The sequence below is a fragment of the Fulverythrobacter fulvus genome (assembly GCF_037154085.1).
In the GTDB taxonomy this organism is placed as follows: Bacteria; Pseudomonadota; Alphaproteobacteria; order Sphingomonadales; family Sphingomonadaceae; genus Andeanibacterium; species Andeanibacterium fulvum.
This window is the reverse complement of record NZ_JBANRM010000010.1, coordinates 1-21,430: the sequence shown is the minus strand read 5'-3', so window position 1 is coordinate 21,430 and position 21,430 is coordinate 1. Positions and strand designations below refer to the sequence as shown.

Here is a 21,430-nt window from a genome sequence, read left to right as displayed (position 1 = left end):
CAGGTCCCCGTCAGATCGAACGGAGGCGCAGGACGAGGCTTCTTCAGGTTCTCAGGCGCCAGAGCACCCAGATAGCCCGGGTGCTTCGGGATCATCTGCTGAAACCGTTCCTCAGGAATCGGCGAACTGCGGTCCGTCTGCGCAGCTGCGGGTCCTGAAAGGCCAGCAAATAAGGCCGCCGCCGGCACAAGCGCGCCGATAAATCTTCCGAGGCGTGGTGAAGCGCCTTTCGCCATCCATACTCTCCCAGCTGTCTGGTGCGGCGCGTGATCCACCGCTTCCCACCCGGCTTGCCAGAAAGCAGTTGACGAAATCAATAAGCTTTATCGTTCCGAGTGCATTTTAACTTTCGTAATCACGGTGCGGAGTCCGGAAATGGGAGGTCGCCAGATATGAAAAGGGCGGCCGCTTGCGCGACCGCCCCTTCGTTTTGACAGGTTCTGTCAGCCAGCTCAGGCGTTGGCGCCCTTGCCGGTCTGGCGCCAGCTGTCGGCATAGGCGTTACGCGCCACGGCCGAATAGGGCACCGGCGAGACGATCGCCTTGATTTCGGTCTGCACGTGCGGCTCGACGGTCGGCTTGGTGGTACCGCCGTTGGGTTCGCCCCAAACCAGCGTCACTTCCTTGCCGAATTCGGCGAAGTCCGGATCGATCATGCCGATCGACAGCATCGCGCCTTCGTTCGACGAATAGCCGATCCAGGTCGAAACGCCGATCACCTTGCCGTCGCACTTCACTTCGTCGAACGGATGCATCGCATACACGGCGCTCGGGAATTCGAAGTACTTTGCGCGGTCGCCCTTGGCGAACATCGAGCTCATGACGCGGTTCACGTCTTCCGGATCGAGAGCCAGCGTGACCTTCTGCTTGTGCTTCTGGTCAGCCATCTTCTCGAGGGCTTCGCGGCCGATGAAGTCATGGTCGAACTTCACGATGATGCCGTAACCGATATCCCAGGGGGTCAGGTAATAGCCTTCGATGCTTTCCGGCACGTAGGAACCGCCGATCGAGCACTTGCCGGCATAGGAGTTGGCCGAAGCCCACTCACGGAAGCCCTTCGAGATTTCGTCGTCACCCGTGAAGGTCGCGGGCAGCGGCGAAGGCAGCCAGCCCGATTCCAGGGTGTTCGACGAATAGGCACGGCCACCGACCAGGGTCAGGCCGAATTCCTTGCCGGCTTCCACCAGCGCGCCATGCACGGTGGCGTAATCGTCCCAGGGGCCGAACAGTTCATAGCCCGGCTGGCCGGCCATGCCGTGGCGGAGCGCGATCACGTCCTTACCGGCGATGTCGATGTGAGCCATGTTGAAGAACTTGATGTCCGGCGGGGTGGTGCCCATCGCCTTTTCCAGCACCTTCATGGCGTTCGGGCCCTGAAGCTGGAAGCGATAGTTCTTGCGCTTGCCGTCGGTGCGCAGGGCGGTACGCTCGTCGCGTTCCACCTTCACGTTCCACTTGCCGGTCGAGGCGTGGTATTCGGCCCATTCGATTGCCGGAGCGCGGCCGACCAGGCTGAAGGTTTCTTCATCCAGGTAGAACAGGATCACGTCGCCGATCACATAGCCGTCGGGGGTCACGGGAACCCACTGCTTGGCCTTGTTGACGGTGAAGTTCTTGAAGCTGTTGATGCCCAGGTAGTTGAGCATCGCGAAAGCGTCGGGGCCGGTCACATAGAGTTCGACCATGTGGTAGGACTGGTTGAACAGAACGGCGCTTTCCGACCAGGCGCGCTGTTCGTTGCGCCAGTTGGAATATTCTGCCGGCACGCCCGGATAGACGTTCGGGCCGACCTGCTGGTTGCGCAGGAAGTCGACGACGTTGCCGACCGAGTCCAGCTTCTGCTGAAGGGTTTGCTCACTCATTTCATGCCTCTCCTAGGAAAAAAGGGCTCTGTTGAAGCTACAGGTTGAACGGATGGGTTAATCGTTTGCCGGCCGGGCAAGCCAGTCGGCGATCGCTGCGTTCACCGCTTCGGGCGCTTCGGCCATGATCATATGGCCGGAGCCCGGAACGATGACGAGTTCCGAGGTGGGAATGGCCGCCGCGATCTTCTCGTGCTGCGCGGGGCCGCTCCAGCTGTCCTTTTCGCCGGTCATCACCAGCGTGGGGCAGGCAATCGTGGGAAGGAGGGTCTCGACCTCCGGACGCCCCAGCAGCGCAGCGATCTGCGCTTCGAACACTTGCGTGCCGGCGCGGACGCACATGTCGCGCATGGGAGCCATCAGATCCTCTTCCTCCAGACGTTCGGGCGCGACCATCGGAGGGAGCCAGGCATCGACGAGGGCCTCTGCGCCCTTTTCCCGCCCGATCGCGATCAGCGCCTCGCGCTTCTCGCGCTCGCCGGGCTGAACGGGATGCACACCCGTGCTCACCAGAGCGAGTCGCCGAACGCGTTCGGGCGCCAGTCTGAACACTTCCAGCGCCACGCGTCCACCCATGGAATGGCCGAACAGGTCAAACCGCTCAGGACACTGGCTAAGCGCGATGCGCGCCATCTCTTCAAGGGAATCCGCCGTTCCATAGCCATCAATGGCCTTCGCATCAGCAAAAGCGGCCGTTTGCGCGGCATAAATGCTCGCATCGCAAATCAGGCCTGGCAGCAGGATCAGCATCCGGTCTCCCCAGAAGTCGCGCTCGCAACTTTCTTCGTCAACGTGAACATTTCACCTATACGAATAAACGGCCCTTTGCTAGAGACATTCTTGCAATGGCGGCCCTTGCGTGAAAAAGGGGCCGCAAATTCCAACCAACAAGGCGAATCCGCCACCAGCAGCCGCCTGGAACATTTGGGAGCACACTCATGTCCTACGCCGCCATCCATCCCGACTGGGAAAAGCCGCGCGCCAATATGGTCGACGGTTATTCGCTCGAAATGACGGCGAAGGAGATCGAAGGCCTCAAGGAAGCCGCCGCGAAGATTCGCCCCGGCACGCAGATCGCCGTGACCTTCCTTCCGGGCGAGGAAATGAGCCAGCGCGTCGAATGCGCCAAACTGGTGCGCGACCTCGGCTTCGAACCGATCGTCCACCTCTCCGCTCGCCGCTTCACCTCGGAAGCCGAGCTTGAGCAGTATCTCTCGGACATCACCAGCCAGGCTGCCGTGAAGCGCGTCTTCATCATCGCTGGCGACCCGCCGGAGCCGGAAGGCCCCTATTCCGACTCGCTGCAGATCATCGAGACCGGCCTGCTTGAAAAGTACGGCATCGAGATCGTCGGCATCGGCGGCCACCCCGAAGGCCACCCCAACGTTTCCAAGCCCGACCTGTGGGTGTGGATGGAAAAGAAGATCGAAGCGATTCGCAGCCGCGGCATGACCCCGCTGGTCGTGACGCAGTTCGCCTTCGACGATGACGCGATTGTCGACTGGGTGAAGGAAATGCGCGGCCGCGGCATCGACGTGCCGGTGCGCCTCGGCATCCCCGGCCCCGCCGGCATCAAGCGCCTGCTCGGCTTTGCCAAGCGCTGCGGCGTGGGCGCTTCGGCATCGGTGATGAAGAAGTACGGCGTTTCGCTCACCAACCTCATCGGCAGCGCCGGTCCGGACAAGCTGGTCAACTCGCTCGACAAGGGCCTGACCGAAGAAGCCGGCCGCGTTCGCCTGCACTTCTACCCCTTCGGCGCGCTGACCGCGTCTGCCGATTGGATCAACGGCTACGCCGCCAAACATTAAGGCAAGATCTGGGAATGGCCGACATTATCGACGGACGCGCAGTAGCGCGTAAGCTTGACGAGGAAACCGCCGCAGAAGTGCGCGCGATGGTCGAGGCGGGCCTGCCCCGCCCCGGTCTCGCCGTGGTGCTGGTGGGTAACGACCCGGCGAGCGAGGTATATGTCGGCCGCAAGATCAAGGGCTGCGAGAGCACTGGCATTCTCTCCGTCGAACACCGGCTTCCGGAAGAAACGACGCAGGACAGCCTGCTGACCTTGATCGCCCGGCTCAATGCCGATCCTTCGGTCCATGGCATTCTGGTGCAGGTGCCGCTGCCCAAGCATATCGACACCGGCGTCGTGCTGCGCGCGATTGCTCCTTCCAAGGACGTCGACGGCTTCCACCCGGTAAATGTCGGCCGCCTGTCGACCGGGACCGGCGGCATCATCCCCTGCACTCCGCTGGGCGTGACCAAGCTGCTCGACACCGTGTTCGACGATCTGACCGGCCTCGACGTGGTGGTGATCGGCAAGTCCAACATCGTCGGCAAGCCCATCGCCATGCTGCTGCTGGAGCGTGAGGCGACCGTCACGGTCACTCATATCGAGACGAAGGACCTGCCGGGCCTGTGCCGCAAGGCCGACATCATCATTGCCGCAGCCGGCGCCCCCCGCCTGGTGAAGGGCGACTGGGTGAAGGAAGGCGCTGTAATCATCGACGTGGGCATCACCCGCATCAAGGGCGAGGACGGCAAGACCAAGCTGGTCGGCGACGTCGCCTTCGAGGAAGTGCAGCATGCTCGTGCGGTCACTCCCGTGCCCGGCGGCGTCGGCCCGATGACCATTTCGTGCCTGCTGGCCAATACCGTGCAGGCCGCCAAGGAACAGCTTTCGGGCAAGAGCAGCGACGGCTTCCAGATCGACTGGGACGACCTGCCAGACCGTTCGATGATCTTCAGCCAGTCGGAAGACTGAGCCGGTTCACAGCAACGCGTTCAAGGGGCCCATCCGGGCCCCTTTTTCGTCAGAGCCAGCCGATCCGCCGGAAGCGCCAGTAAAGGCCGACACAGATCGTCAGCATCAGCCCGGTGATCGCGAAATAGCCGTAATGCCACCGCAATTCGGGCATGAAATCGAAGTTCATGCCATAGACCCCCGCCATGGCGGTCGGCACGCCCAGGATCGCCGCCCAGGCGGCAAGCTGGCGGGTGATCGCGCCCTGTCGGTTCTGTTCGAGCAGGCTGGCCACTTCCACGATGCTGCCCAATGTCTCGTTCAGCGCGCGTGCCCGACCAAGGCTGTGGCGCACATGGTCGTGGATGTCGCTGAAATAGGGCCGCGCCTTCTTGTCGATGGCAGGCAGGCTGGCAGAGGCGAGCTTGCCCGCCACTTCCTCCATATGCCGCACATTGCTCTCGAAACGGCGAAGCCGGCGGCGCAGGCGGAAGATGCGGCGGATGCGGGCCTGATCGGGGAAGCCGGCAACGGCCCCCTCCTCCATTTCCTCGACAGCCTGATCCAGCCGGTCGAGCAGCGGACCGTATCCGTCGACCAGATAGTCGAGCAATCCGTGCAGCACCACATCGGGGCCCTCGGCCAAACGCTCAGGCAGCGCCTCGAGTTGCTGGCGCAGCGCCGTGTGGGCCCGCGCACTGCCCTGGCGGACGGTGATGATGAAATGCCGGTCGAGGAAGATCGCGGTCTGGCCGTAGGCGATGCCTTCCTGTGATTCCAGCGCGGCAGTGCAGGCCATCACGAACAGCATGTTGCCGAAGGCTTCGGCCTTCGCCGGCGCCCCGCGCGTCAACGCATCCTCGATCGCCAGCGGGTGCAGACCATAGCGGTGCTGGAGCAGCGCCAGTTCGTCCTCGCTGGGGTCGGCCACGCCGATCCAGTCGAACTCGCCTTCGGCGCCCGGCAGGTCGCAATGCTCGAGATCGAGCATGGGCTCGATCACCCTGCCTGCCAGGTAGCGCCTTGCCGCGACAATCGTCATGCCGCACCATCTGGCAGAGCTATGGGTGGCTGGCAATCGCGCCCGCCCCATTGGCGAAAGAATGGAATCGGCTTACACAAATGTAAGCAAAGGGAGAGAGATCGATGGCAGGCGACGTAGATGTCCTGATCGTCGGCGCCGGTATTTCCGGCATTTCGATGGCTGCGCATATGAAAATGCAGTGTCCGCATCGCTCTTACGCGATTGTGGACCGGCGGGAAAATCTGGGCGGCACCTGGGACCTGTTCCGCTATCCCGGCATCCGCTCCGACAGCGACATGCACAGCTTCGGCTTCCGTTTCGAACCCTGGATTCACGAACAATCCATCGCCGACGGGCCGAACATCCTCGAATATCTCAATCAGGTGGTCGACAAATACGCCATCCGTCCGAACATGGAATTCGGGCTGAAGGTCATCAGCGCGGATTTCCACTCGGACGAGGCGCTCTGGCATGTCGAACTGGAAGATGCCGCGGGCCAGCGCAACCATCGCACAGCCTCCTTCCTCTATCTCGGCTCCGGCTACTACGATTACGACAATCCCTACGATGCGGGCTTCGCCGGCAGGGAGGATTTCACAGGCACCATCGTCCACCCGCAATTCTGGCCGGAGGGGCTGGACTATAAGGGCAAGAAAGTGGTGATCGTCGGATCGGGCGCCACGGCTGTGACAATCCTGCCTGCCATGGCAAAAGACGCCGCCCATGTGACGATGCTCCAGCGCACGCCCACCTGGATGGGCGCCCGCCCGCAGAAGGATGCACTCGCCAATTTCCTGCGCAAGGTTCTGCCCGGAAAACTCGCCTACCGGATCACCCGGTTCAAGAATATCCGGATGCATAATTTCATCTTCAAGCGCGCCCGCGCCAGGCCCGAAAAAGTGGCTGGCTTCCTGACGCGGAACGCACAGAAGGCGCTTGGCCCGGCCTGGAACGCAAAGGACTTCGTGCCGCCATACAACCCGTGGGAACAGCGCCTGTGCCTGGTGCCGGATGGCGACCTGTTCGAGGCAGTGAAGTCGGGCAAAGCCTCGCTCGTCACGGATCGGATCGAGCGGTTCGACGCCACCGGCATACAATTGGAAAGCGGCCGCCACCTCGATGCGGACATCATCGTTACTGCCACCGGCCTTGCGCTGACCATGGGCGGCAAGATCGCGGTGAGCGTGGACGGGCAGGCAATCGACTGGGCGCAGCGCTGGTTCTATCGCGGCTGCATGTTCTCCAACATGGCGAACTTCGCGGTGGTATTCGGCTATCTCAACGCATCCTGGACGTTGCGGGCCGACAATACGGCGAGCTATGTCTGCGACGTGCTCAACCGCATGGAAGCGCTGGGCGCCGACACCGTCTATCCCGCCCTGCCGGATGAGAGCGTGCTGGTGGAGGATGACGTGTTCAATTACTCCTCCGGCTATATCCAGCGCGCCCGGCACATGATGCCCAGGAGCGCGGCCGAACTGCCCTGGCGGCTCAATATGGACTACCTCGCCGACGCAAAGGACTTTCGCGAGCGCCCGGTGGACGATGGCGTGCTGGCCTTTGAAAAATCAGGGAATGCAATAGCGCAAGCTGCGGAGTAGCGGGCCGGTTCGAATTGTCCTAACCACCCATGCCATGGGCAAGGATGAACGAATCTGGACAGCCGCGCTGGTCGTGATCGGCGACGAGATCCTGTCTGGCCGCACGCAGGACAAGAACATCGCACAGGTGGCCAGCTGGCTGCAGGTGCAGGGCATTCGCCTTGCCGAAGTGCGCGTGGTGCCCGACGTGCTGGAGGCCATTGTCGAGGCCGTGAATGCGCTGCGGGTGAAGCACGATTACCTGTTCACCACCGGCGGTATCGGCCCTACGCATGACGATATCACAGTGGACGCCATTGCCGCCGCGCTGGGCGTGGAAGTGATCGTCCACCCCGAGGCACGCAGGATTCTGGAAGACTATTACGCCACCCGCGGCGGCCTCAATGAAGGGCGGCTGCGCATGGCGCGCGTGCCCGCCGGGTCCGACCTGATCCCCAATCGCATGTCCGGCGCGCCGGGCATCCATGTGGAGAACATCTTCGTGATGGCGGGCGTGCCCACCATCTGCGCCCAGATGCTCGACGGGTTGACCGGCACGCTGGAAGGCGGCGCCCCGCTACTCACCGAAACCATCGGCTGCTGGGTGGCGGAAAGCGAAGTCGCCACTCTGCTGCGCGAGGTCGAAGCGGCGCATGAAGGCAGCCAGATCGGCAGCTATCCCTTCTTCCGGGAAGGCAAAACCGGCGCCAATTTCGTGATCCGTTCCACCGATCCCGAAATCCTGCGCAGCGCGGTCGATACTCTGTGCGAAGGGCTGGGCGAGCTGGGCAAGGATTTCACGCCGGGCGGCATCTAGGTCGTAAACTCGGCGGATTTGGGAGAGAATACAGCACCATGACTCGCGAAGAACTGGCGAGCGCGATTACCCGCGTGCTCGATGCCATGAAGGCACACGATCCGGCCCAGGCCGGTCTGGCGGCGAACATTCGCTATACGGAAAACGGGCAGGAACTGGCTCCCGGCGACGGGCTGTGGGGCACGCTCGATACGCTGGGCAGCTATCGCCACGATTTTCTCGACACAACCAGCGGCCAGGCCGCGACGATTACTACCATTTCCGAAGGCGCGGTGCGCTCGATCCTCGTCTTGCGCGTACGGCTGGCAGCAGACGGCATCCAGGAGGTCGAGGCCATTGCCGCGCGACCGGACGTGATGACCGGGCAGGCACCTTTCGCGGACGGCCCCAATCAGCTGGACCTCTCCGGCGGACCCGCAGCGGAATGGTTCGCCCCGATCCCGGAGAGCGAACGCCTTTCCCGCGCCGAGCTGTGCCGCGTGGCCAACATGTATTTCAGCGGAATCGAAAAGAATGACGGCAAGGGCGAATATCCCTTCGCCGATGGCTGTATCCGCATCGAGAACGGCTTTCGTACTACGGAAGTGCCCGGTCTGGCGCTGGAGGCAGAGCCTGCCGACAAGGACACGCCCTATCAGCCCGATTTCCGCGCGATGAGCGCGAAGGCCCAGCTGGAAACGGGCTTCTTCCGCTTCGTCGACCGCATCCGGGACCGGCGCTTCCCCATAGTGGACGAGGAACTGGGCGTGGTCTTTACCTTCGCGTTCTTCGATCACTCGGGCACGGTGCGCGAGTATGAACTGGCGAGCGGGCGCAAGGTGACCACCGGCCTCACCCGCCCCTTCAGCTGGGAAATCGGCGAGGCTTTCCGGATCGAGAAGGGTCTGTTCACCCGGATCGAGGCCGTCATGACTGGCTGCCCCTACGGCATGCGCCCCAACTGGCCGCAGGAGGAAGGCTACATCGCGTGAAGCATTTCGCGGCCACTGCAACGCTTTTGCTGGCCGCCCTGGCCTTGCTCGGCTGCGCCACGGCGCAGACGGGCAGGGCACCCGATGAGCAAGTCCTGACTCAATTCGAGGCAGCCCTTGCCGCGCAGGACAGCGCCACGGCGGCGCTGGAAGGGTGGTGCGACGCGAGGGGAATTGCGCGGCCTGCCAAGATCGTCGCCACCCCGGCAGGAGGGCCCTCCCTGCCGCCCACAAAGCGCAACCGGCTCATGCTGGAAGTTTCGGAGCAGGAGCCGGTTGGCTACCGTCACGTAAAGCTGAGCTGCGGCGGCAAGGTCCTGTCCGAAGCCCATAACTGGTACGTACCCGCCAGGCTCACTCCCGAGATAAACCGCCAGCTCGAAACTACCGACATTCCCTTCGGCAAAGCGGCTAGGCCGCTAGGATTCACCCGCGAACGACTGTTCGAAACGCGCGGGACGATCGAAGGCTGCCCGAAGGATACAGTGCTGCATCACCGCGCCGTTTTGCGCCTGCCGGACGGGCGGCCGGTGAGCACAGTGATCGAATGCTACACGGCGGAAAATCTGCGCTGACCGATTAGCGCATCGGCAAGCGCGCCGGAAAACTCTCTTCACTTCCAGATAGCTGTTGCCCGCTTGCACCTGAACGCGGGCAATTTGCCTCCCTGTGCCTTGCCAAGTGTTGACAAGGTGGGAACCCTCCATTGTAACTAGCGTTAAATTAACGCCCGTTACATTAGCGGTACAACATACAGGGAGTCCAGATGATGCCTATCGGCCTTTCGCCGCGTGCATTCCGCGCCGGCGCCGCAAATCTCGCCATTGCCGTGTCGCTCTTCGCCGGAGGGACCGCCTTTGCCCAGGAAGAGGGCAGCAGCCAGGAAGGCGGCATTCACGAAATCATCGTGACCGCCCAGTTCCAGAGCCAGAATATCCAGGAAACCCCGCTGGCGATCACGGCGGTCGACGCGGAGCTGATGGAAGCCCGCAGTCAGACCAACGTGCAGGACGTCGCCCAGCGCGCGCCCAGCGTCAGCTTCACCGCAGGCGGCCAGGGCGGCGGTGCGCAGACTGCTGCCGCGAACATCCGCGGCATCGGCCAGAGCGACTTCCAGTTCCCGAACGAACCGGGCGTCGGCATCTATATCGATGACGTCTATTACGGCATTTCCTTCGCCAGCGCCTTCGATCTGGTCGACCTTGAACGCGTGGAAATCCTGCGCGGCCCGCAGGGCACGCTTTCGGGCAAGAACTCCATCGGCGGTTCGATCAAGCTGTTCAGCCGCAAGCCGAACGACGATCCCGACGCCTATGTGGAAGCCACGGTGGGCTCCTTCGGCCGCCTCGGCATCAAGGCCGCAGGCAATGCCACGCTGGTGCCTGACAAGCTCTATCTGCGCCTCACCGGGGTGGGCAAATATACGGACGGCTACCTCAAGCGCCTCGATTACGAATGCGTCACCGGCAATCCGGCCCCTGGCGGCTCGCTTGCTTCCGCCGCAGAGGATTGCGTGATCGGCACCGAAGGCGGCCAGAACGTGCTCGCCGCACGCGGCGCATTGCGCTGGATCGTGAACGACCGGATCGAGAACAACTTCATCGCCGACGTCACGCGCGACCGTTCCGAAGCCTCGCCGGGCAAGGCGATCTTCCTGCCGCCGATCAACGGCAATGACTATGTCACCGGGCCGGAAGAATACACCAACTACGCCACTTACACCGGCTATCCGGGCCTGGCCGACCAGTACACCAATCCTGCGATCAGCTATGTCAACTCGTGGGGCTTCTCGAACAATCTCGAGATCGGCCTGAGCGACACTGTCACCCTGACCTCGATCACTGCCTTCCGCCACGCGGACGGCAAAAGCTCGTGGGATGGCGACAACTCGCCCGAGAACGTCTCCAACAACACCACGATCTTCGACCATGACCAGTTCACTCAGGAACTGCGCCTGTCGGCAAGCCTGAGCGACATGTTCGACGTCACGCTGGGCGGCTATTACTACAAAGGCGACAGCAGCATCGGCGGCCGGGTGAACGTGGGCGCGGCGGGGCTGGACTTCGTCTCGGACGATCCGTTCAAGCAGACCTCCAAGTCGGCCTTCATCCACGGCGTGGCGCACCTCACCGAACAGCTGAACCTGACGGCAGGGCTGCGCTACACCGACGAGAACAAGACCTACACCTTCAGCCGCACCAGCCCGTTGCCGGGCGTGCCGACCGATCCCCGCGTGGCCTCGCTCGATGGGGTCGAGAAGTCCTTCTCGGGCGACAATGTCGACTGGCGCGTGGCGCTGGACTACGAGATCGTGCCTGACGTGCGCTTCTATGGCCAGGTCGCCACCGGCTTCAAGGGCGGCGGCATCAACCCGCGCCCCTATCTGGAAATGCAGGCTGTCGCTTTCGAACAGGAAAAGGCGACTTCCTATGAAGCCGGCCTGAAGACCATGCTGTTCGACCGCAGGCTGCGGCTCAACATGGCCTATTACCACACCGACTATAACGACTATCAGGGCCTGGTCAGTTCCTGCCCCGATATCAGCCCCGAAGGCTTCCCCTTCTGCTCGGCCACCCGCAATGTCGGCGATGCCAAGATCGACGGCTTCGAAGTGGAATTCGACGCGCAGCCGGTGGAAGGCTTCTCGATCGACGGTTCGGTCAGCTACACCAAGTTCGATTTCGTCAGCGGCATTGCTGGCTCCAGCATCGTTCCGGGCGTGACCAAGGCGCCCTTCGTGCCCGAATGGAAATATGCCATCGGCGCCCAGTACGAGATTCCGCTGGAAGGCATCGGCTCGCTCACGCCGCGCATGGACTGGACCTGGCAGTCGGAGATGGAAAGCAACATCCCCAACAGCATCGAGGGCTTCCTGCTCGGCCGGGTGGAAGCGCGTGGCCTGCTGAATGCCCGCATCACCTTCAGGTCCGAGGACAAGGACTGGGAAGTCGCACTTGCGGCCACCAACCTGACCGACAAGTTCTATTACGCGAACAAGTATGACCGCGTCAGCCAGTCGGGCAATGCCTATGGCCTGCCGGGCCGTCCGCGCGAATTCATGGTGAGCGTGAAGCGCAACTTCTGATCGCAATCCTCTCGCGATGGAAATGAGACGGGGCGGCACGCGAGTGCTGCCCCGTTTCGTTTGAGGAAGGTGCGGGGTTCAGCCTTTCGCCTTGCCGCGATTGAGCTGCGCTGCCGCACGCACCAGCGCCTTGAAGGTCTCGGCATTCACTTCGTCGCCCTCATAAAGATCGATCGCGCGGCGTGCATTGCCGTCCAAGCTGGCATTGAACAGGGCAGCCGGATCGTCCAGCGCCGCCCCACGGGCGAAGGTCAGCTTCACCTTGTCCTTGTAGACCTCTCCCGTGCAGAGGATGCCTGCATCCTCCCACACTGGCACGCCGAGCGGGTTGGTGGGCTTGCGCCACTTCACCTGCTCCACCACCTCAGGCAGTGCCTGAAGGATTAGGCCGCGCAGGTAGGCAAGCACCTCTCCGCGCCAGTCACCCAGCGCCGCGATCCGTTCGTCGATCAGTTCGGATGGGCTCTTCTCGGTCATGCTCGCAGCCTAGCGTCCGGCAGAATGCAGGCAAAGCAAAAGGGCCGGAGGATTGCTCCCCCGGCCCCTTGGTGATTTCGCTTTGTCGCGCGAATTACGCGCCGGCAATTTCCGTGGTGTCGATCTTGAGGCCCGGACCCATGGTCGAGGTCACCGAGATCTTGCGAACATACTTGCCCTTCGAGCCCGACGGCTTGGCCTTGACGATCGCATCGACGAAAGCGTCGAAGTTCGACTTCAGCTGCTCGTCCGAGAAGGAGAGCTTGCCGATGCCCGAATGGATGATGCCCTGCTTTTCGACGCGGAATTCGACCTGGCCGGCCTTGGCGGTCTTCACCGCATTGGCAACGTCCATGGTAACCGTGCCCAGCTTCGGGTTCGGCATCAGGCCCTTGGGGCCCAGCACCTTACCGAGACGGCCGACCACACCCATCATGTCGGGAGTGGCGATCACGCGGTCATAGTCGAGGTTGCCGGCCTGCATGTCTTCCATCAGGTCTTCGGCGCCAACCTTGTCCGCACCGGCTTCAAGAGCTTCGGCGGCCTTGGCGTCCTTGGCGAAAACGGCGACGCGCATGTCCTTGCCGGTACCGGCCGGGAGCGAGACCATGCCGCGGACCATCTGGTCGGCGTGACGCGGGTCGACGCCCAGGTTCATCGCGATTTCGACGGTTTCGTCGAACTTCTTGCTGGCGTTCTCGCGCAGGGTCGCGAGTGCTTCGTCAACGCTGTACAGCTTGTCGGCGTCGAGCTTGGCGACCAGCGCCTTCTGCTTCTTGCTCTGCTTGGCCATGTTCTCAGCCCTCCACCACTTCGAGACCCATCGAACGCGCGGAGCCTTCGATGATCTTGGTCGCCTGCTCGATATCGTTCGCGTTGAGATCGGCCATCTTGGCCTGTGCGATCTCGGCGAGCTGCGAGCGCTTGATCGTTCCGGCCGAAACCTTGCCCGGCTCCTTCGAGCCCGACTTGAGGTTGGCGGCCTTCTTGATCAGGAAGGTGGCGGGCGGCGTCTTGGTGACGAAGGTGAACGAACGGTCCGCATAGACGGTGATCACGGTCGGAATCGGCATGGCCTTTTCCATTTCCTGCGTGGCGGCGTTGAACGCCTTGCAGAATTCCATGATGTTCACGCCGCGCTGACCCAGAGCAGGGCCGATCGGCGGAGAGGGAGTTGCGGAGCCGGCAGGCACCTGGAGCTTGATATAGCCCTCAATCTTCTTGGCCATGAGAGGCCTCCTTTCGCACTGTCGCCCCGCCTTGCGGCAAACCGGTCCGGCCGGGGCTCATGTTAAGCGGTTGTTGCGGAGCCTCTGCCAAGGCCCCTCCCGCACGGAATCCCGCGCGCAAACGCGGGAAGCGGCGCCCCTACAGCAGGAAGCGCCGAATTACAACCGCGATCCCGCCCCGCACATGCGGGGGCGGAAACGCGCATATCCAGCCGTCTTACTTGGAAAGTTCGACGTGCTCGAAATCCAGCTCGACCGGAGTCGCGCGGCCGAAGATCGAGACCGAAACCTTGACCTTGTTCTTGTCGAAATCCAGCTCTTCCACCACGCCGGTGAAGCTGCTGAACGGGCCTTCCAGCACCTTGACCTGATCGCCGATTTCGTAATCGACGTGGACTTCGCGCTTCGGCATCGCGGCAGCTTCTTCGCGCGCGCCGAAATAGCGGGCAGCCTCGCGTTCCGAAATCGGCTGCGGCTTGCCGTTGGGGCCAAGGAAGCCGGTCACCTTCGGGGTGTTCTTGATCAGGTGGTAGACGTCGTCATTGAGGTTCAGCTTGGCAAGGACGTAGCCGGGCATCGTCTTGCGCTCGACCTGGACCTTCTTGCCGCGCTTCACTTCCGTGATCGTCTCGGACGGCACTTCGACCTGCTCGACGCCGTCGGAGAGGCCCATGCGTTCCGCTTCCGAGATGATCGAATCGCGGACCTTGTTCTCGAAGCCAGAATAGGCGTGGATGATGTACCAGCGGGACATTGTTACGGTTCCGTCTCTTGCGTCAGCCTCAGGCCAGCGACAGCAGCCACTGGACGATCGCGGAAAACAGCGTGTCGACACCCAGGAAGAACACCGACAGGATCACCATCATGATCGCCACGAAAATGGCCGTGGTCACGGTTTCCTGACGCGTGGGCCACACTACCTTGCGGGCTTCCGCCTGCACCTGGCGCATGAATTCGCCGGGATTGATCTTGGCCATGGTTCTCTCGCTTCCGTTTTCGCGATCGGCAAACAAACTCGTCATGCATTCCGGCAAAGGATCGTCGCCGCCCCGGCAAGGACCGGGAGGGGCAAGGATTCTCCGATGTCGGAAAGCCCGGCCGCATGTAGCGATGGTGTGCCGGGATGGCAAGAGATGCCAGCCGTCACGAAGCACGCACAGGCCGCGCGGCCCGCGTCCAGATCAGCCACACCAGCAGCGCGGCCGCCAGCGGCATCAGGTTGAGGCCCAGCGGCAGCGCCGCCGCGCGAGTAGCGTAGGGCGCGAAATACAGCGCGACGAGGGCCGGCTTTTCCCAGGAACGCCAGCCTTGCGCCTGCCCCTGCCGCACCAGCCACAGTACCGGCAGGATCAGGAAAGGCAGGTCGTAATTGAACAGATAGGGCGAGGCGATGGCCGTGCAGGCCAGCATCAGCGCGCCGGTGGCCATTGTGTCCTGCCCGAATCTGCGCCACGAAATGACGGTCAGCACCAGCATCGCGCCCGCCAGCGCGATCTGCACCCCCAGCGCGGCGGAGCTGGGCATGAACAGGCACAGCTGGCCGTAAAAGGTGGAAAGGCGCAGATAGAAATCGGCATCGGCGACCTGCATGATGACGCCGCTGACTTCCCAGCTGGTCATATAGGCCTGCATCGTGGCCGTGCCGAATGCCGCCCATGACAGGGCGAGCAGGCCCAGGGCACTGCACCCCGCCGCCACGAAGGCCTTCCACCGCCCGCCGGCAGCGAGCCAGAAGGGAATGAGCAGCGCCAGATGCGGCTTGATGATCAGCGCGCCGAGCAGAGCGCCGGCCAGCAGCGGCCTGCGGTCCAGCAGGGCAACCCCCGCCACCAGCAAGGCGCCGGTCAGCAACCCGTTCTGCGCATGGCCCGCGGCGATCAGTGCGCCGGGAAAGGCGAGGATCGGCAGCCAGTAACGCGGAAAGGCGCGGATCGCCGCCCAGGCCCACAGCGCATAAGTGACAGCCACCCAGGCGATCCAGGCGGCGGGAAAAGGCAGCAGTCCGAAAGGCGCGGCGATAAACAGGAAGGGCGGCGGATTGACGAAGGCGAACCAGCCCTGCGAACCGGTGGCGAGTTGCACCCGTTCCTGCACATCCAGATCGTAGGCCAGCGCCGGATGCCCCTGCGCGGTGACCTGCCCGGCGCCCCAGAAGGCGAGAAAATCGCTGCCCGTAGCGCCGGTCGCTTTCAGCCAGGCGTCGACCAGCAGGCCGAGCGAGGCAAGGCACAGCAGCACGGCATAGCCGCGCACGCGCTCCGGCGTGAGCCAGCGGGCTTCGCGAATATCGATCATGCAGTCCCCCCAATCGCCCGACAGAGGGCATATCCCGACCTTCCGGCGAAAGGCCAGCGCGATTCGGCAATGTCAGAGGGGAAATGGCCTGGCAGGAGTGGCAGGATTCGAACCCGCGGCCCTCGGTTTTGGAGACCGATGCTCTACCAACTGAGCTACACTCCTCCAGGCGGATGCGGCCTCTATCGCCAAGCCCCGGCGATAGCAACCCCGTCATCACCGGACATATAGCGACACTTCGTATTTCCGCTAAGCCGCGCGGGCTGGTAGACTTGACCCATGCACGCACCCGCGCCCAAGATCATTCCGGCCGATACGCTGCTGCTGGCCTATCGCAGCGGGATCTTCCCGATGGCCGACAGCCGCGACGATCCGGAAGTTTTCTGGGTCGAGCCCCGGCTGCGCGCGATCCTGCCGCTGGACAATTTCCACTGCTCGCGCTCGCTGGCCAAGGTGATCCGCCAGGATCGCTTCATCGTGACCTGCAACGAAGCCTTCGACGAAGTGCTGGCCGCCTGCGCCGCCCCGCGCGCAGGCCGACAGGAAAGCTGGATCAGCGAACGAATCGCCGCCAGCTATCGCACGCTGCACATGGCCGGGCATGCCCATTCGATCGAATGCTGGCTGCCTGACGGTTCAGGCGGACGCGAGTTGGTGGGCGGGCTTTACGGCGTCGGCTTCGACCGGGCGTTCTGCGGCGAGAGCATGTTCAGCCGCACGCGCGATTCTTCCAAAGTGGCGCTGGCCTGGCTGGTGGCGCTGCTGCGGCGGGCAGGTGCGGAACTGCTCGACTGCCAGTTCCTGACCGAACACCTCGCCTCGCTGGGCGCGGTGGAGATCACGCAGGCGCGCTATCTGGAATTGCTGGCCGAGGCCTGCCGCCCTGGCCCAGAGGCGGATTTGCCGGCCGACCTGCCGAGTGCCTATTCCGCGCTGCTGGCCGAGGCCGAAGGGCTGGCGGAAGGCGACGGGCTGGCCGTGGGCGAGGCGCTGGCCGAAGGCGCGGGCGATGCGGCGCGTTCTTCCGAAGGGAGCGGCGCCTCTTCGCCCGGGAAGCTCATCGCGCAATCCTTGACCCACACGTCATAGACGGGGTGCTCGACCACGTTGAGCGAAGGCGAATTCTTGAACAGCCAGCCGGAGAAGGCACGCATCCATTTGGGGTTCGCCCCCGGCGAGCTGCGCTGCGCGATCAGCACCTGAACGAAGGCGCCGGTCTCGGGCGGATTTTCCCAGGGCGGCGTCCGCTCGCAAGTGGCGAGCCGCACGATCACATCGCCCACGCGGCGCGATTCGCCGGGCTTGAGCTGAATGTCCTGAGTGATGTTGTTGCGCTTGTTGAGCAGGCCCAGGGTCGCCACGCGTTCCTCGCGCGGAGTGCCCAGCCCTTCATCCGCGACATCGACCGGAGCATCGGCGGAAGCGAATTCCTTGGGGACTTCGGTTTCCTGACCCTCGGGAACCGTAGGCTCGCCCTTGCAGGCCGCCAGCAGCCCAAGGAGCATCACTGCCGAAAGGGCCGTCGCCCGGCGCATGCTCAGGCGTCCGGCGACGTCAGCGATTGTCGCCATCCGGCGACCAGGCTTCGTAATCGCCAGTGGCACGGGCACGCACGCCGCCACGCTCCAGCGCGCCGGCCGGGCGATAGGCCGCCGAAGTGCCGGTGGCGTTGGGAGTATAATCCGCTTCCCAGATTCGTGCCGGGGGCAGATTGCTTTCGGGAACGCTGTCGAAAGATCCATGCAGCCAGCCATGCCATTCGGCAGGCACGCGGCTGGCATCGTTGGCGCCATTATAGATGACCCAGCGCCGTTCCCGCCCTTCGACGGTCTTCTTCTTGGCCGAGCGGTAATAGCGGTTGCCCTGCGCATCGGTGCCCACATGCTCGCCATTCATCGAGCTGAACATCGAGGTGCCGATGGTGGCGCCGTCCCACCAGGTGAAGATCTTGCCGAGGATTCCCATGGGCGCGCGTTAGCCGCAAAGCCGGGGCGGGTGCAAGCCAAACACTGCGCCACCGCCTCGCAAATCGGCCGAGCCGGGCCTTACCACTCCACCTTGGCGCCGGGGCCGATCCCCAGCTGCGCCGCGCGGCCGCCATTCAGTTCCAGCACCGCCGAGGCCACGCCCGCCGAGGGCAGCGATTCGAGCGAATAGGGCACGGCATTGGCGGCGATGTTCAGGATCTTCCCGTCCGTGCCGATGAAGATGATATCCAGCGGGATCACTGTGTTGCGCATCCAGAAGCTGGGCACGTCGGGCGGGCGGCGGGGAAAGATCATGCCTTCATCCGCGCCCATCTGCTTGCGGAACATCAGGCCCTTGGCCTGCTCTTCCTCGCTTTTCGCCACTTCCACCGTGAAGCGGTGGACCTTCCCGTTCTGCGTGACAGTGAGCGGGATAACTTCCAGCCCCGATTCCGGGTGGCGCGAAGGCTGGGCCTGCGGCGCGGCGCTGGCGGCGGAGGTCCGGTCCTGCGGCGAACAGGCGGCAAGCGCCACCAGCGCCGCACCTGCCAGTACCCCTGATACGATAAGCCTCGAAATCGTCACGACCCTTCCTCTTCCTCGCCGGCGGCGGCCCATTGCTCGGCCGCCTCGGCGCTGGGGGCATCCACCAATTCGCGCGCGCTGTCGAGAGCGTGCCCGGCCCGCAGCATGGCGGCGATCTGTTTCTCGCGCATGGCACGGTCGGCCACGCCCGCTCCGAAGGGACCGAAGCGGCGCTTGCGGGCCAGCGCCAGCGCGGCGCGCCGCTCTTCCGCCTCGCTCGCCTGCACGCTCTCGCGGATGTCCTCCGCAATGCCCGCCGCGCCCAGCGCCTGGCTTACCCGCCGGGGGCCATAGCCGCGCCGCAGCAGCCCGCCGGCCTTGGCGCGAGCATAGGTCTCGTCATCGATATAGCCGAGTTCGACATAGCGGCCGACCAGCGCAGCGACATCGGGCTGCCCTTCCCCATCCCAGCCGCGTTCGCGCAATTTGCGCTTCAGATAGGCCTCCAGCTTCGCCGCGCTGGTGGCGAAACGCGCGACATAGGCCAGCGCCATTTCCTCCATCCGGGCCCGGTCGAGCGGGCGTGGCAGCCTTTTTTGCCGGGGATTGTGGCGGGCGTCGGGTTGCATCGGCCATATTCGTGCCACACTCGCCGTGGATTGGACAGCATGCGCGAGGTGTAAACCACCCGAAACCGCACTTGGGGGAGAGGTGTGTGTTTCAGCTTGCGTTCAAGCGCCCCTGCGAAATGGGGCGCGATTTGGGATCAATAACGGGTTTCGCTAGACCATGACCGACGCCGTACTCGAGCCGACGCCGAATAAGTGCGATCTGCCGCGCCGCCGCGCCGACTTCGCAACCTTTGCGGAGGCGCTGGATTATGCCGCGCAAGGCGTGAAGGGCTTCAATTTCCACGATCCGCGCGGGACGCTGATCCGGCCCTATCCCTTCAGCGAGCTGCGCCAGGACGCGCTGAAGATGGCCAAGCGCCTGATCGCACGCGGTGCCAAGCCGGGCGACCGGATGGCGCTGATCGCCGAAACCGGCCCGCAGTTCGCCGCCCTGTTCTGCGGCGCGGTCTATGCCGGCGTGTGGCCCGTGCCGCTGCCGCTGCCGACCAGCTTCGGCGGGAAAGACCATTATATCGACCAGATCGCCGTGCAGATGGAAAGCGCGGAGCCGAAGTTCCTCTTCTATCCCGAAGAGATCGAAGGCATGGCCCTGGCCGCCGCCGAACGGCAGGGCTGCGAAGGCATCTGCTGGGAACGCTTCGAACAGGAAGACGCGCCCGAGGCGGAATTGCCCGAGCTCGATCCGGAAGGCATCTGCTTCCTGCAATATTCCAGCGGCTCCACCCGCTTCCCGCATGGCGTGGCGGTGACGCACCGTTCGCTGCTGCACAACCTTGCCGGCCACGGCCACGGCATGCAGATCGGCCCGCTGGACCGCTGCGTCAGCTGGCTGCCGTGGTATCACGACATGGGGCTGGTGGGCTGCTTCCTCTCGCCCATCGGCAACCAGTTCTCGGTCGATTTCCTCAAGACCGAGGATTTCGCCCGCCGTCCGCTCGCCTGGCTGGACCTGATCAGCCGCAATCCGGACACCACCGTCAGCTTCTCGCCCACTTTCGGCTACGACATCTGCGCCCGCCGCGTTTCGAGCCAGACCCATGTGTCCGAGCGGTTCGACCTGTCGCGCTGGCGCATCGCGGGCAATGGGGCGGACATGATCCGGCCCGACGTGATGCAGAACTTCGTCAACGTCTTTGCCGAAGCGGGCTTCCGCGCCAATGCCTTCCTGCCCAGCTACGGCCTGGCCGAAGCGACGCTGGCCGTCACTCTGATGCCTCCGGGCGAAGGTATCCGTGTCGAGCTGGTGGAGGAAGAACGCCTTTCCGGCACGCCGCGCGACCTGTCGCGCCCGGCCCGCTATCGCGCCATCGTGAATTGCGGCAAGCCGGTGAAGGGCATCGAACTGGAAATCCGGGGCGAGGCCGACAATGCGCTGCCCGATCACCACATCGGCAAGGTGTGGTGCCGCGGCCAGAGCGTGATGCATTCCTATTACCGCGATCCCGAAGCGACCGCCGCCTGCCTGGTGGATGGCTGGCTCGACACGGGCGACATGGGCTACATGGCCGATGGCTATCTGTTCATCGTCGGCCGCGCGAAGGACATGATCATCATCAACGGCAAGAACCACTGGCCCCAGGATATCGAATGGGCCGTGGAACAGCTGCCGGGCTTCAACCATGGCGACATCGCCGCCTTCTCCGTGGAGATGGACAATGGCGAGGAAGTGCCTGCCGTGCTGGTCCATTGCCGCGTTTCGGACGAGGACAAGCGCGTGGAACTGCGCGAGCAGATCCGCGACAAGGTCCGCTCGGTCACCGGCATGAACTGCGTGGTGGAACTCGTGCCACCCCGCACCCTGCCCCGCACCAGCAGCGGCAAGCTCAGCCGTGCCAAGGCGAAGAAGCTCTACCTTTCGGGCGAGATCGAGCCTTACAAGATCGCAGCGTAAGCCCGGCTCCATGCGTCGTCCCGGACTTGATCCGGGACCGCTGGTGTGGGGGCGCAGCGGGGTACGCGCCTCTGGGCGAGACCTCACCACTTTTGCTATCCGCCCAACCCTCCAACCTCCGCCCATCCTGAGCCTGTCGAAGGACACGCGGAACACTTGCCCGACTATTGCTTTGGAAGCGCCTAGCCCAACACTGAGCGCGTGTCCTTCGACAAGCTCAGGATGAACGGGTGTGGTGTGTGGGGCAGGCGCAAAACCCCATCCGGCGGCGAACCCGGACCTTTACGCCAGTGTTGGAAAGCCAATCGCGCGGCCGGCACGGCGTCAGGATTGGC

At 63.8% G+C, this 21,430-nt stretch carries 22 protein-coding genes, 1 tRNA gene and 1 pseudogene; 10 read left to right on the top strand and 14 right to left on the bottom strand.

Annotation, left to right across the window (positions count from 1 at the left end; all coding sequences use genetic code 11):
• Positions 1-452 precede the first annotated feature (452 nt).
• Together desA and WFP36_RS16765 are read right to left on the bottom strand one after the other, a co-directional pair.
• Positions 453-1,862, bottom strand: coding sequence for a syringate O-demethylase (desA, locus tag WFP36_RS16770; protein WP_336982214.1), 1,410 nt, complete (start codon positions 1,860-1,862; stop codon positions 453-455).
• A gap of 57 nt (positions 1,863-1,919) precedes the next feature.
• On the bottom strand, positions 1,920-2,495 hold the full coding sequence (locus WFP36_RS16765) for an alpha/beta fold hydrolase (RefSeq protein ID WP_336982217.1): 576 nt from the start codon (positions 2,493-2,495) through the stop codon (positions 1,920-1,922).
• Here WFP36_RS16765 and WFP36_RS16760 point away from each other — a divergent pair.
• The 3 genes from WFP36_RS16760 to folD are packed head-to-tail and all read left to right on the top strand — an operon-like array spanning position 2,442 to position 4,623.
• The gene (locus WFP36_RS16760; protein ID WP_336982218.1) at positions 2,442-2,876 is read left to right on the top strand and encodes a hypothetical protein; all 435 of its coding nucleotides are present in this window, start codon (positions 2,442-2,444) and stop codon (positions 2,874-2,876) included. The two genes, WFP36_RS16765 and WFP36_RS16760, sit on opposite strands and share 54 nt — an antisense overlap.
• Positions 2,801-3,670: a methylenetetrahydrofolate reductase gene (locus WFP36_RS16755; RefSeq protein ID WP_336982212.1), complete on the top strand. Its 870-nt coding sequence runs from the start codon at positions 2,801-2,803 to the stop codon at positions 3,668-3,670. The genes WFP36_RS16760 and WFP36_RS16755 overlap by 76 nt, the downstream gene beginning before the upstream one ends.
• A gap of 14 nt (positions 3,671-3,684) precedes the next feature.
• A complete protein-coding gene (folD, locus tag WFP36_RS16750) occupies positions 3,685-4,623 on the top strand; it encodes a bifunctional methylenetetrahydrofolate dehydrogenase/methenyltetrahydrofolate cyclohydrolase FolD (protein WP_336982210.1) in 939 nt (312 codons plus the stop codon).
• Positions 4,624-4,672: 49 nt separating this feature from the next.
• Here the strand turns inward: folD and WFP36_RS16745 are convergent, their stop codons facing one another.
• Entirely contained in the window at positions 4,673-5,644 is a 972-nt protein-coding gene (locus tag WFP36_RS16745) for a magnesium and cobalt transport protein CorA (RefSeq protein WP_336982209.1), read from the bottom strand.
• 104 nt (positions 5,645-5,748) lie between these two features.
• Here WFP36_RS16745 and WFP36_RS16740 point away from each other — a divergent pair, with 104 nt between their 5' ends.
• The 5 genes from WFP36_RS16740 (at position 5,749) to WFP36_RS16720 (ending at position 12,079) form a co-directional block, all read left to right on the top strand.
• Positions 5,749-7,227, top strand: coding sequence for a flavin-containing monooxygenase (locus WFP36_RS16740; RefSeq protein WP_336982207.1), 1,479 nt, complete (start codon positions 5,749-5,751; stop codon positions 7,225-7,227).
• Positions 7,228-7,261: 34 nt separating this feature from the next.
• Complete coding sequence (locus tag WFP36_RS16735; RefSeq protein ID WP_336982205.1) at positions 7,262-8,023, top strand: competence/damage-inducible protein A; 762 nt, start codon at positions 7,262-7,264, stop codon at positions 8,021-8,023.
• Positions 8,024-8,061: 38 nt separating this feature from the next.
• On the top strand, positions 8,062-8,994 hold the full coding sequence (locus WFP36_RS16730) for a hypothetical protein (RefSeq protein ID WP_336982204.1): 933 nt from the start codon (positions 8,062-8,064) through the stop codon (positions 8,992-8,994).
• Positions 8,991-9,569, top strand: coding sequence for a hypothetical protein (locus WFP36_RS16725; RefSeq protein ID WP_336982202.1), 579 nt, complete (start codon positions 8,991-8,993; stop codon positions 9,567-9,569). Before WFP36_RS16730 ends, WFP36_RS16725 begins: the two co-directional genes overlap by 4 nt.
• A gap of 194 nt (positions 9,570-9,763) precedes the next feature.
• Complete coding sequence (locus tag WFP36_RS16720; RefSeq protein ID WP_336982201.1) at positions 9,764-12,079, top strand: TonB-dependent receptor; 2,316 nt, start codon at positions 9,764-9,766, stop codon at positions 12,077-12,079.
• A gap of 78 nt (positions 12,080-12,157) precedes the next feature.
• Here the strand turns inward: WFP36_RS16720 and WFP36_RS16715 are convergent, their stop codons facing one another.
• The 7 genes from WFP36_RS16715 to WFP36_RS16685 all read right to left on the bottom strand — a co-directional run bounded on the left by WFP36_RS16715 (position 12,158) and on the right by WFP36_RS16685 (position 16,245).
• Entirely contained in the window at positions 12,158-12,556 is a 399-nt protein-coding gene (locus tag WFP36_RS16715; protein WP_336982199.1) for a DUF1801 domain-containing protein, read from the bottom strand.
• A gap of 94 nt (positions 12,557-12,650) precedes the next feature.
• Positions 12,651-13,349, bottom strand: coding sequence for a 50S ribosomal protein L1 (gene rplA / locus WFP36_RS16710; protein WP_336982197.1), 699 nt, complete (start codon positions 13,347-13,349; stop codon positions 12,651-12,653).
• A 4-nt stretch (positions 13,350-13,353) separates the two neighbouring features.
• Positions 13,354-13,785: a 50S ribosomal protein L11 gene (gene rplK / locus WFP36_RS16705; RefSeq protein ID WP_054531699.1), complete on the bottom strand. Its 432-nt coding sequence runs from the start codon at positions 13,783-13,785 to the stop codon at positions 13,354-13,356.
• 217 nt (positions 13,786-14,002) lie between these two features.
• Positions 14,003-14,539: a transcription termination/antitermination protein NusG gene (gene nusG / locus WFP36_RS16700; RefSeq protein WP_336982194.1), complete on the bottom strand. Its 537-nt coding sequence runs from the start codon at positions 14,537-14,539 to the stop codon at positions 14,003-14,005.
• A 28-nt stretch (positions 14,540-14,567) separates the two neighbouring features.
• Entirely contained in the window at positions 14,568-14,762 is a 195-nt protein-coding gene (secE, locus tag WFP36_RS16695) for a preprotein translocase subunit SecE (protein ID WP_336982215.1), read from the bottom strand.
• A gap of 166 nt (positions 14,763-14,928) precedes the next feature.
• Positions 14,929-16,080 carry a glycosyltransferase family 87 protein gene (locus WFP36_RS16690; RefSeq protein WP_336982192.1) on the bottom strand — a complete coding sequence of 384 codons (1,152 nt, stop codon included), beginning with the start codon at positions 16,078-16,080 and terminating at the stop codon, positions 14,929-14,931.
• An 89-nt stretch (positions 16,081-16,169) separates the two neighbouring features.
• A tRNA-Trp gene (locus WFP36_RS16685) sits at positions 16,170-16,245 on the bottom strand.
• Between the two features lie 114 nt (positions 16,246-16,359).
• Here WFP36_RS16685 and aat point away from each other — a divergent pair.
• A complete protein-coding gene (gene aat / locus WFP36_RS16680; RefSeq protein WP_336982191.1) occupies positions 16,360-17,169 on the top strand; it encodes a leucyl/phenylalanyl-tRNA--protein transferase in 810 nt (269 codons plus the stop codon).
• Between the two features lie 35 nt (positions 17,170-17,204).
• On the opposite strand, the pseudogene WFP36_RS16675 reads toward aat, so the two are convergent.
• The 4 genes and pseudogenes from WFP36_RS16675 to WFP36_RS16660 form a co-directional block, all read right to left on the bottom strand.
• Positions 17,205-17,585 (bottom strand): annotated as a pseudogene (locus WFP36_RS16675) (DUF2155 domain-containing protein); the annotation flags it as partial.
• A gap of 49 nt (positions 17,586-17,634) precedes the next feature.
• On the bottom strand, positions 17,635-18,045 hold the full coding sequence (locus WFP36_RS16670; RefSeq protein ID WP_336982189.1) for an NADH:ubiquinone oxidoreductase subunit NDUFA12: 411 nt from the start codon (positions 18,043-18,045) through the stop codon (positions 17,635-17,637).
• A gap of 80 nt (positions 18,046-18,125) precedes the next feature.
• Positions 18,126-18,632, bottom strand: a complete 507-nt coding sequence (locus tag WFP36_RS16665) for a DUF192 domain-containing protein (protein ID WP_336982188.1) — start codon at positions 18,630-18,632, stop codon at positions 18,126-18,128.
• Positions 18,629-19,201 carry a regulatory protein RecX gene (locus tag WFP36_RS16660; RefSeq protein WP_336982186.1) on the bottom strand — a complete coding sequence of 191 codons (573 nt, stop codon included), beginning with the start codon at positions 19,199-19,201 and terminating at the stop codon, positions 18,629-18,631. Before WFP36_RS16660 ends, WFP36_RS16665 begins: the two co-directional genes overlap by 4 nt.
• Before the next feature lie 160 nt (positions 19,202-19,361).
• Here WFP36_RS16660 and WFP36_RS16655 point away from each other — a divergent pair, with 160 nt between their 5' ends.
• Positions 19,362-21,095 carry a fatty acyl-AMP ligase gene (locus tag WFP36_RS16655; protein ID WP_336982184.1) on the top strand — a complete coding sequence of 578 codons (1,734 nt, stop codon included), beginning with the start codon at positions 19,362-19,364 and terminating at the stop codon, positions 21,093-21,095.
• The last annotated feature ends 335 nt before the right edge of the window (positions 21,096-21,430 follow it).